The sequence below is a fragment of the Lampropedia cohaerens genome (assembly GCF_001005215.1).
Classification (GTDB): Bacteria; Pseudomonadota; Gammaproteobacteria; order Burkholderiales; family Burkholderiaceae_C; genus Lampropedia; species Lampropedia cohaerens.
Genome location: NZ_LBNQ01000031.1, coordinates 1 through 8,805, shown reverse-complemented (window position 1 = coordinate 8,805; position 8,805 = coordinate 1). Strand labels below are relative to the sequence as shown.

Below are 8,805 nucleotides of genomic sequence, written 5' to 3'. Positions count from 1 at the left end.
TGACCTGCCCCCAGTTTTAGTACCGTTTCCTAGTTAGTAGGCCCTGGGGTTGATGTTAGTTTTTCATGTCGGGGTTGCTGTTGGCTTGCCCTCCAATGCGCAGCGAATTCTGCCGGGGTGTGATTCCCGATAGCGCTGTGCGGTCGGTGTTCGTTGTAGTCCCTTCGCCAGGCCGCGATGCGGATTCTGGCCTCGGCCAGTGAGCAGAACCAGTGCTCATTCAGGCATTCATCCCGAAACTTGCCATTGAATGATTCGATGAACGCATTCTGTGTCGGCTTGCCAGGCTGAATCAGCTTCAGCTTGATGCCGCGCTGATAGGCCCATTGATCAAGAGCCTTGCCGGTGAATTCGGGGCCCTGGTCGGTGCGGATTGCCTTGGGGTAACCGCGGAATCGGGCCATTTCATCTAATGCGCGAGTAACACGAAAGCCGCTGATGCCGTGATCCACAAGAATACCCACCACCTCCTTGGTGAAATCATCGACCACCGTCAGACATTTGATCCTACGTCCCGTACTGAGTGCATCGAAGACGAAGTCCATCGACCATACCTGATTCGGCGCGCTCGGCAGACTCAGCCGCTCGCGCTCTACGGCGACACCGTGGCGGCGCCTCCGGCGCTTCACCATCAACCCGGCAGCCCGGTACAGGCGATAGATCCGTTTAGGGTTGACCTGCATGCCAGCCCGCCGCAGCAGGATATGCAGGCGCCGATAGCCAAAGCGCCGACGCTCCTGTGCCAGCTCCATAAGTTGGGATTGCAGCCTGGTGTTTTGCTCGCTGGAACGGGGTTGATAGCGCAGCACCGAGCGAGACAGCCCGATCAGCTGACAGGCACGGCGCTCGGAGATACCGGTTCTGGCCTGCATCTCCTGCACCGCCTCCCGCCGTGCTGTCGGGCTTACCCTTTTCCCCGGGCGACCACCTTAAGTGCCTCGATATCCAGATGGGCTTCGGCTAGCAGCTTCTTTAGCCGGCTGTTCTCCAGCTCGAGATCCTTGAGCCGCTTGGCGTCCGGCACGGTCATGCCACCGAACTTGGCACGCCAAGTGTAGAAGGATGCATCACTGAAGCCATGCCGCCGGCACAGCTCCTTCACCGGCACGCCGGCCTCTGCCTGCTTAAGAAAGTCGAGAATCTGTTCTTCTGTAAAACGCTTTTTCACTACCGTCTCCTGCTCGGAAAACGGACTCTACTAAGTTCGGCGTGGTACTGAAATCGGGGGGGCAGGTCAGCTAAACTGTATCCATGAAGCATTACTTGATATTGGTAGCAACTGGCTCGGCAGTGCTGGCGGGCTGTGCGGCGCCTGGTTCCCAAGAAAACTTGGCGGCGTCCCCCATCGGAATGGCCAACCCCGCCGCGCAGCATTGCGTGGATGTGGGCGGTACGTTGCGCATTGAAGATGGCGCAGCGGGTCAGGTTGGCATGTGCCAGCTGCCTGACGGTACGGAGGTGGAGGAGTGGGCGCTGTTTCGCCAGAGTCAGCAGGCAGCGGCCCAACCCAGGACGAACGTGGTGGATTACCGCTGTGACCATGGTCAGGGCATGCGGGTCACCTACTTCGTGGATGCGGAGCGTGCGGTGCTGGAGCGCGATGGCATGGCCATTGAACTTGTCCAGCAGCCCAGCGCCTCTGGCTTCATCTACAGCAACGGGCCCAACACGATTCGCGGCAAGGGCGATGCGCTGACGCTGGAGATCGGGCGCATGGTGCCCATCCAGTGTCAGGCAGAGTGAGCTAAAAAGGCCGCGGCCCCGCTTCGCAGCGTTGCGAGGAATAGCGAATGATGCGCTCGACTACGGGCGCATTTGAACACGCGCCAGTCGCAGCGCATCAGATATCTATCGCGTGTTTAGCCTTTAGCTACTGCTGCGCCTCTTCCCGGTAGCCTTGCGGCCATTGCGGGGTGTCGCTGCAACCCCAGCAGCGCAGCTTGCTGGTATGGCCGATGCCGGGGTTGAAGGTATTGGTGGGGTCCAGCTTGCGGTAGAACTCCACCAGCGGGGGCTTGGCGATGTAGAGGTGGCCGACGTTGTGCTCGGCCGGATACTCGGCGCGGCGCGCATCCAGCAGCTTCCACATCGCATGCTCAATGGCGAGCGGATCGGCCCCCTTCTTGACGATGTAGTCCTGATGGAACACGTGGCAGAAGAAGTGGCCGTAGTAGAGCTTGTGGATGATCTGCGATTCCAGCTCGGGCGGCAGCTGCTCCACCCAATCGCGGTCGTTGCGGCGCAAGGCGATGTCCAGCGGCACGATGTCCTCTACCTCGCGCGGGTGGGCCTCGCGGTAGCGTACGGCGGCGCTGGCCACGGCAAAGCGGTGCAGGAAGGCCTTGCGCCCTTCTTCGGCATCGCACTCGAAGAATGCGCCGCTGTCACGCTGGCCGAAGTACTGCTGCAGCCACTCACGCGCCTGCGCCACTGAATCGTTGGCCACGCGCACCAGCAGATGGTGCTCATAGCGCTCGCGCCACTGGCGCATGCGGGGCGGCAGGTGGCTGGGCAGCAGGTTCATCAGCGCCTGCATGATGCGGTCGCTCACGCCGCGCCAGCCAAAGCGCTCGAAGAAACCATCAACCCGGCTCTTGAGTGCGAATGCAGCCGGGACCTTGCTGGTGCCGAGCTTGTCGATGATGAGGAAGATGTCCTTGCCGTACTTTTCACCGATGTCATAGGCCGTACGGTGGATGTATTCCCCCGCAATCGGCACGCTGGGCAGGCCGGTGAGGAAGTGGCGCCGCACTTGCGTCAGGTCACCGGGGTCGTTGCTGCCGATGTAGAAGACCGTGCTCGGCTCCTTCGGGAAGGTATCCAGCCGCACGGCAAACACGCTCAGCTTGCCCGCCGAGCCGGACGCCTCGTACAGGCGCGAGGGATCGGCGTTGTAGCGCGCCGGAGTGTCGGCGTCCACGTCGCGCACATGCTGCACATAGCCCGCATCAGAGGCCACGCGGCCCGAACCGTTGTCGATGTCCGCCGCGTCGTAGCGGCCTTCCTGCAGGCGGGTGAGGATCTCCTCGGGGCTGTCCCCCAGCGCGATGCCCAGGTGGTTGACCAGCCGCAGCTGCCCGTCCGCATCCACCTGCGCATACAGCGCCAGCTGCGTGTAGGCCGGCCCGCGCCGCACCAGCGCGCCGCCGGAGTTGTTGCAAACGCCCCCAAGCACCGAGGCGCCGATGCACGATGAGCCAATCACCGAATGCGGCTCGCGCCCGAGCGGCGCCAGCGTCCGCTCCAGCGCATCCAGCGTCGCGCCGGGCAGGCAGACGACCTGCGTGCCATCGTTGATGAGCTGAATGCCCTGGATGCGCCGCGTGCTCACGAGCACGATCTCGCGGTCGTAGTCCTCGCCGTTGGGCGTCGAGCCACCGGTCAGCCCGGTGTTGGCCGCCTGCATGATGACGATGCGGTCGGCCTCCACCGCCGCCTTGACCACCTGCCACTGCTCCAGCAGCGTGCCGGGCGTGACCACGGCCAGCACCGGGCCTTCGCCCGCGCGGTAGCCCTTGCGGTAGCGGCGCGTCTCGGCCTCGTCGGTGAGCACATGGCGTTCACCCACCAGCTTGCGCAGCTGGGCGATGAGCGCCTCGCCGGTGATGGGTTCGGTCTGCCGCACTTTGCCAGTGGGGCCAGGTGCAGTGGCGGTGTTCTCAGCGGATTGCGGCACGGTCTTCAGTCCTCCTTGACCAGCAGATCACCAGTAATATCGGCCACGCGGTTGACGCTGGTCAGCGTCATGGCCACGCGCATTTCCTTCTCGATCAGTGAAAGCAGGTTCTCTACGCCCTGCTGGCCCTGCGCCGCGAGCGCGTAGACAAAGGCGCGCCCGATCATGGTGCAGTCCGCGCCCAGCGCGATCATGCGCACCACGTCCAGGCCGTTGCGGATGCCGGAATCGGCCAGGATCTTGATCTGCCCCTTCACTGCATCGGCAATCGCCGGCAGGGCACGCGCCGAGGAGAGCACGCCATCGAGCTGACGCCCACCGTGGTTGGAGACGATGATACCGTCCGCGCCGAAGCGCACCGCATCCTTGGCATCCTCAGGGTCGAGAATGCCCTTGATGAGCATCGGCCCCTTCCAGAACTCGCGGATCCATTCCAGATCCTTCCAGGAAATGGAGGGGTCGAAGTTCGCCCCCAGATAACCCATGTAATCCTCCAGCCCGATGGGCTTGCCGAAGTAGGTGCTGATGTTGCCCAAATCATGCGGCTTGCCGTGCAGGCCGACGTCCCAGGCCCAGCACGGATGCGTGACAGCCTGCCAGTAGCGGCGCATGGCGGCGTTCGGGCCACTCATGCCGGAGTGCGCGTCACGGTAGCGTGCGCCGGGCACCGGCATGTCCACAGTGAAAACCAGCGTCGAGCAGCCTGCGGCCTGGGCGCGCTCCAGCGCGTTCTTCATGAAGCCGCGATCCTTGAGCACGTAGAGCTGGAACCACATTGGACGCGAGAGTTTGGGCGCGACCTCCTCAATCGGGCAGACCGACACCGACGAAAGCGTGAATGGAATGCCCTTCTTGTCGGCTGCCTGCGCAGCCTGCACTTCGCCGCGACGCGCATACATGCCCGTCAGGCCGACCGGCGACAGCGCCACGGGAATGGCAAGCTTCTCGCCAAACAGCTCAATGCTGGTGTCCAGCTGGGACATGTCTCTGAGCACGCGCTGGCGCAGCGCCACCTGCGCCAGATCGTCCACATTGCGCTGCAGGGTGCGTTCGGCATACGCACCACCATCGATGTAGTGAAACAAAAAAGGCGGCAGGCGCTTTTGCGCGGCCGCACGGTAATCGCTGGAAGAGGAAATGATCATGAGTAACTCCGGATAAGGATTCAGCCACTGCGCACCTGGATGTCAGTCACCCTTTCAGGATGTCGCAATGGTCGGGTCGGCAAGAATCACCTTTCGTAACGTGGTGGGCAGCTTAGCGTAGCGCTCTCGCCGGGCATCATCCTCATCGAGCCGCCGCACGGTATCGTGCACAAACGCCAGATGCTCCTCGATGCACTTGCGCGCACGCGCCGGATCGCCCTCAACAATGGCCTGCATCAGTGCCTCATGCTGTTCGGTCAGCGACACCATGGCCTCGGGCGTGGCCAGCGTGAACATCGTGCGGCGGTTCTGCGTCACCGTCGAGAGCACCAGCTCAAACAGGCTGTGCATGACCCGCAGCAGCACCACGTTGTGCGAGGCCTCCGCAATGGCCAGATGGAACTGTGCATCGGCGCGCGCCGAAAGATCGTTGTCACCGCTACGCTGATACTTGAGCATCACATCGAAGCAGCGGCAGATACGATCCTTGTCCGCCTGGGTTGCGCGCAGCGCCGCATGCCAGGCAGTGCTACTTTCGAGGGCCGTACGCGCCTCCAGAACGTCGTAGCGGTACTCAGGGTCCTGCACCAGCAAAGTCGCCAGCGGCTCAAAAGTACCCGGAAGCAGAAATGACTGCCTGCGCTCCTGCACATAAGTGCCATCACCGCGCCGACTTTCCAGCACGCCCTGGCTGACAAGCCGCTGGATCGCCTCACGCAGCGACGTACGCGAAACCCGCAGCTCGTCCGCCAGCGTCCGCTCCGAGGGCAGGCGCTGGCCCGCGCGCCACTGACCCTGCTGGACCTTGACGAGCAGTTGCTCGGCAATTCTGTCAGCAAGTCGCATGTGGTCGCAGCCTCCCAAGGTGGTCACGCACAGGCCCTCAAAGGGACGGAATCATCCAGGGGAAGACATAGGCCTGCAGCGTCGTCATGAGACCGATGATGACGCAGAAAATCAGGCTGTGCTTAACCGTGAAGCGGAACAAGTCGGATTCACGGCCCGCCAGTCCCACCGCCGCGCAGGCAATGGCGATCGACTGCGGCGAAATCATCTTGCCGGTCACCCCTCCGGTAGTATTGGCGGCAACGGCCAGCACTTCCGGAATGCCCAGTTGCGCCGCCGTGGTCGCCTGCAGCGCGCCAAACAGGGCGTTGGCCGAAGTATCAGAGCCCGTCAGGAACACGCCGATCCAGCCCAGGAAAGGCGAGAAGAAGGTAAACGCTCCACCCGTGTGCGACAGCGCCAATGCCAGTGTAGTGGAGAGGCCAGAGTAGTTGGCGATGAAGGCAAAGGCCAGCACCATACCGATCGAGTAGATGGGCAGAGCCAGTTCCTTGAGCGTCTCGCCGGCAGTCTCAATCGCCTGCGCAGGCTTGAGGCGCAGATACAGAATGGTCAGGATCGCGGCAATCAGGATGGCAGTTCCGGTAGCCGAGAACCAGTTGAAGGAGAACACCGCCCCATAAGGCGTGGGTTCGGCCACCACCGGCGGCATCTTCTGCACCAGATTGTGCAGCATGGGCACTGGAATATTGACAACCCAGTTCGACAACGCACCACCTGCGGCAAACAGCGCCTTGAAAGGTTGCAGGCTCCATACCGTCACCATCGCAGTGAGGATGATGAAGGGCGACCAAGCCTTGAGCACTGAACCCAAGGTCAATGGCGTATCAGCCGGTTTGGCCGCCGCTGCAACAGCTGCGGTGTCGCCGGTGCCCCCTTCGTTTTCAAATCGGAAGATGCGCTTAGGCTGCCAGACCTTGAGGAACAGGGTCAGCGCCACCAGCGAGACGATGGCGGAAGTGATGTCCGGCAACTCCGGGCCGATGTAGTTCGCGGTGAGGAACTGCACGATGGCGAAGCTGCCGCCGCCCACCAGCACGGCCGGCCAGGTTTCCTTGACGCCGCGCCAGCCATCCATGATCGCCATCAGCCAGAACAGCACGATGATGGTCATGAACGGCAGCTGGCGACCCGCCATCTGGCTGATGGCCATTGCATCGACCCCGGAGACCTGGCCTGCCACAATGATCGGGATGCCCATGGCGCCAAACGCCACTGGCGCGGTATTGCCGATCAAGCACAGCCCTGCGGCGTACAGCGGCTTAAAGCCCAGCCCTACCAACAGCGCTGCCGTAATGGCCACCGGCGCACCAAAGCCAGCAGCCCCTTCCAGAAACGCGCCAAAACAGAAACCCACCAGAATGAGCTGCAGACGCTGGTCCGGCGTCACCGACAGGATCGACGAGCGAATGATGTCGAACTGGCCCGTCTTGACCGAGACCTTGTAGAGAAACACCGCCGCCACGATGATCCAGGCAATCGGCCACAGACCATAGAAGAAGCCATAGACCGCCGAGGCCAGTGTGCTGGAGACCGGCATGCCATAAAACAGCAGCGCCACCGCCAGTGCCAGCGCCACCGTGATGGTGCCGGCAATGTACCCCTTCATGCGCAGCTTGGTCAGCGCGAGAAAGAAAAAGATGATGGGAATCAGCGCAACCAGCGCCGACAGCCAAATATTGCCTGCCGGATCGTAGTTTTGTTGCCAGAGGAGCTCCATGGCCAGCCTTCACAAATCAATGAAAACAATGACAGCCGACAGCGACGCCGCTATTTGCGACGCGATGGCCAACTGCCCACTGAAGGTGAACCCGCCTGTGTCCCTGCTCCTGCATGGCGTCCGCAGGATTCACAGGAAGGTCGCCGCCCCAAATTGGTCTATCCAATTACACAGCCAATTTCGGTGCGGCGCGATTCTAGGGCCGTACACCCTATGAGAGTCCCAAGGGATTACCCTGAAAGTCGGCACAAAACTGGTATCAAGTCTTCATTGGTATTACCAATTTTTCTATTGTATGGCGCCTGCGAGGGCACCGTAGCACGCACATGCCAATCGCGCGGCGCTTCAGCTGGCGGCAACGTCGCGACCCAAAACCACGGCCTTCAATGCCCTTGGCAGAACCAGCTAACACTGGCCTCAACGCGCACACGTGGTCATCGCGAACAGCGGCGAAGCCATGCTGTCGCCACGCTTGCCGCAGACCTTTCCTACGCGGCGCGCCATGACAGCGGATTGCCCAGAGCGCACGAAACCCAATGGAAAAGCGCGTGAGAAGGCCGGCGCCGCACGCCTGAGAACCTGTTCAAAGTCTCTGGAGTTATGAGATGCTTTGGGGATGAGAAAGAGCTATCCGAGCGACATCAGCCGTGAACAATTCGAGATTGTCAAGCCGTTGTTGGAAAGCGCGCGCAAAAAGACCAGCCCCAGGCGAGTAGACCTGTATGAGGTGTTCTGCGCGGTGCTGTACCTGCTCAGAAGCGGCTGCCAGTGGCGCATGCTGCCCGAGGAGTTTCCGAAGTGGCGCACGGTGCACTCGTACTTTGCGATCTGGAGCGAGCCACGCGAAGGAGGCAGCCTGCTGGAGCAGGCTTTAAAAAAATCAGGTTGGCGCGGCCCGAGAGAGACTGGGGCGCAACGCCTGCAGCACGCTCTTGATCGTGCACGCGCAGAGCGTCAAGAACAGCGATACGGCGGGCCAGAAGGGCTATGACGCAGGTAAGAAGGTCTCGGGCATCAAGCGCCACATTGCGGTGGACACGCAGGGCCTGCCGCACGCGGTGGCGGTGACCACGGCCGAGGTGACGGACCGCAAAGGGGCGTTGCAGGCGCTGCGTCGTTGCGGGCCTGGACTCAGGCAGGTGCAAAGTCTACTGTGCGACAGCGGCTATGTGGGTCAGCCCTTCACACGGGGTGTGTGCGAGGTCCTGGGTGAGCATGTGACGGTGCAGATTGCCAAACGCAGTGAACTGCATACCTTCAAGGTCATGCCCAAGCGCTGGGTGGTCGAGCGCAGCTTCGCCTGGCTGGGCAAGAGCAGACGACTATGGAAGAACTGCGAGCGCCTGCTCAACACCAGCTTACAGTTCATTCACCTGGCATTCTTGGCTTTGCTGCTCAAAAGACTTTGAACAGGTTCT

At 62.0% G+C, this 8,805-nt stretch carries 7 protein-coding genes; 2 read left to right on the top strand and 5 right to left on the bottom strand.

Annotated features, from left to right (window positions below):
- Positions 1 to 29: 29 nt before the first annotated feature.
- A protein-coding gene (locus tag AAV94_RS09915) for an IS3 family transposase (protein ID WP_156167861.1) occupies positions 30 to 1,168 on the bottom strand; the annotation gives its coding sequence in 2 pieces (ribosomal slippage) (positions 30 to 919 and positions 919 to 1,168; 1,140 coding nt in all).
- 83 nt (positions 1,169 to 1,251) lie between these two features.
- Between AAV94_RS09915 and AAV94_RS15210 the strand changes: the two genes are divergently transcribed.
- On the top strand, positions 1,252 to 1,743 hold the full coding sequence (locus tag AAV94_RS15210) for a DUF333 domain-containing protein (RefSeq protein ID WP_231731352.1): 492 nt from the start codon (positions 1,252 to 1,254) through the stop codon (positions 1,741 to 1,743).
- Positions 1,744 to 1,870: 127 nt separating this feature from the next.
- On the opposite strand, the gene dld is transcribed toward AAV94_RS15210, so the two are convergent.
- The 4 genes from dld to lldP are packed head-to-tail and all read right to left on the bottom strand — an operon-like array spanning position 1,871 to position 7,387.
- Entirely contained in the window at positions 1,871 to 3,625 is a 1,755-nt protein-coding gene (gene dld, locus AAV94_RS09900; RefSeq protein WP_046742169.1) for a D-lactate dehydrogenase, read from the bottom strand.
- 56 nt (positions 3,626 to 3,681) lie between these two features.
- On the bottom strand, positions 3,682 to 4,821 hold the full coding sequence (gene lldD, locus AAV94_RS09895) for an FMN-dependent L-lactate dehydrogenase LldD (RefSeq protein ID WP_046742168.1): 1,140 nt from the start codon (positions 4,819 to 4,821) through the stop codon (positions 3,682 to 3,684).
- 54 nt (positions 4,822 to 4,875) lie between these two features.
- Positions 4,876 to 5,667: a transcriptional regulator LldR gene (gene lldR / locus AAV94_RS09890; protein WP_046742167.1), complete on the bottom strand. Its 792-nt coding sequence runs from the start codon at positions 5,665 to 5,667 to the stop codon at positions 4,876 to 4,878.
- Positions 5,668 to 5,704: 37 nt separating this feature from the next.
- Positions 5,705 to 7,387, bottom strand: a complete 1,683-nt coding sequence (lldP, locus tag AAV94_RS09885; RefSeq protein WP_046742166.1) for an L-lactate permease — start codon at positions 7,385 to 7,387, stop codon at positions 5,705 to 5,707.
- A 616-nt stretch (positions 7,388 to 8,003) separates the two neighbouring features.
- Between lldP and AAV94_RS14685 the strand changes: the two genes are divergently transcribed.
- Positions 8,004 to 8,796 (top strand): IS5 family transposase gene (locus tag AAV94_RS14685; RefSeq protein WP_156454342.1). Its coding sequence is split into 2 segments (ribosomal slippage): positions 8,004 to 8,263 and positions 8,262 to 8,796, totalling 795 coding nucleotides; the frame shifts between segments, so codons are not numbered across the junction.
- The last annotated feature ends 9 nt before the right edge of the window (positions 8,797 to 8,805 follow it).

Excerpts from the sequence above, each read along its gene's own strand:
- AAV94_RS15210 (WP_231731352.1), top strand. The coding sequence starts at position 1,252 with ATGAAGCATTACTTGATATTGGTAGCAACTGGCTCGGCAGTGCTGGCG.
- lldP (WP_046742166.1), bottom strand. The coding sequence starts at position 7,387 with ATGGAGCTCCTCTGGCAACAAAACTACGATCCGGCAGGCAATATTTGG.
- lldR (WP_046742167.1), bottom strand. The coding sequence starts at position 5,667 with ATGCGACTTGCTGACAGAATTGCCGAGCAACTGCTCGTCAAGGTCCAG.
- lldD (WP_046742168.1), bottom strand. The coding sequence starts at position 4,821 with ATGATCATTTCCTCTTCCAGCGATTACCGTGCGGCCGCGCAAAAGCGC.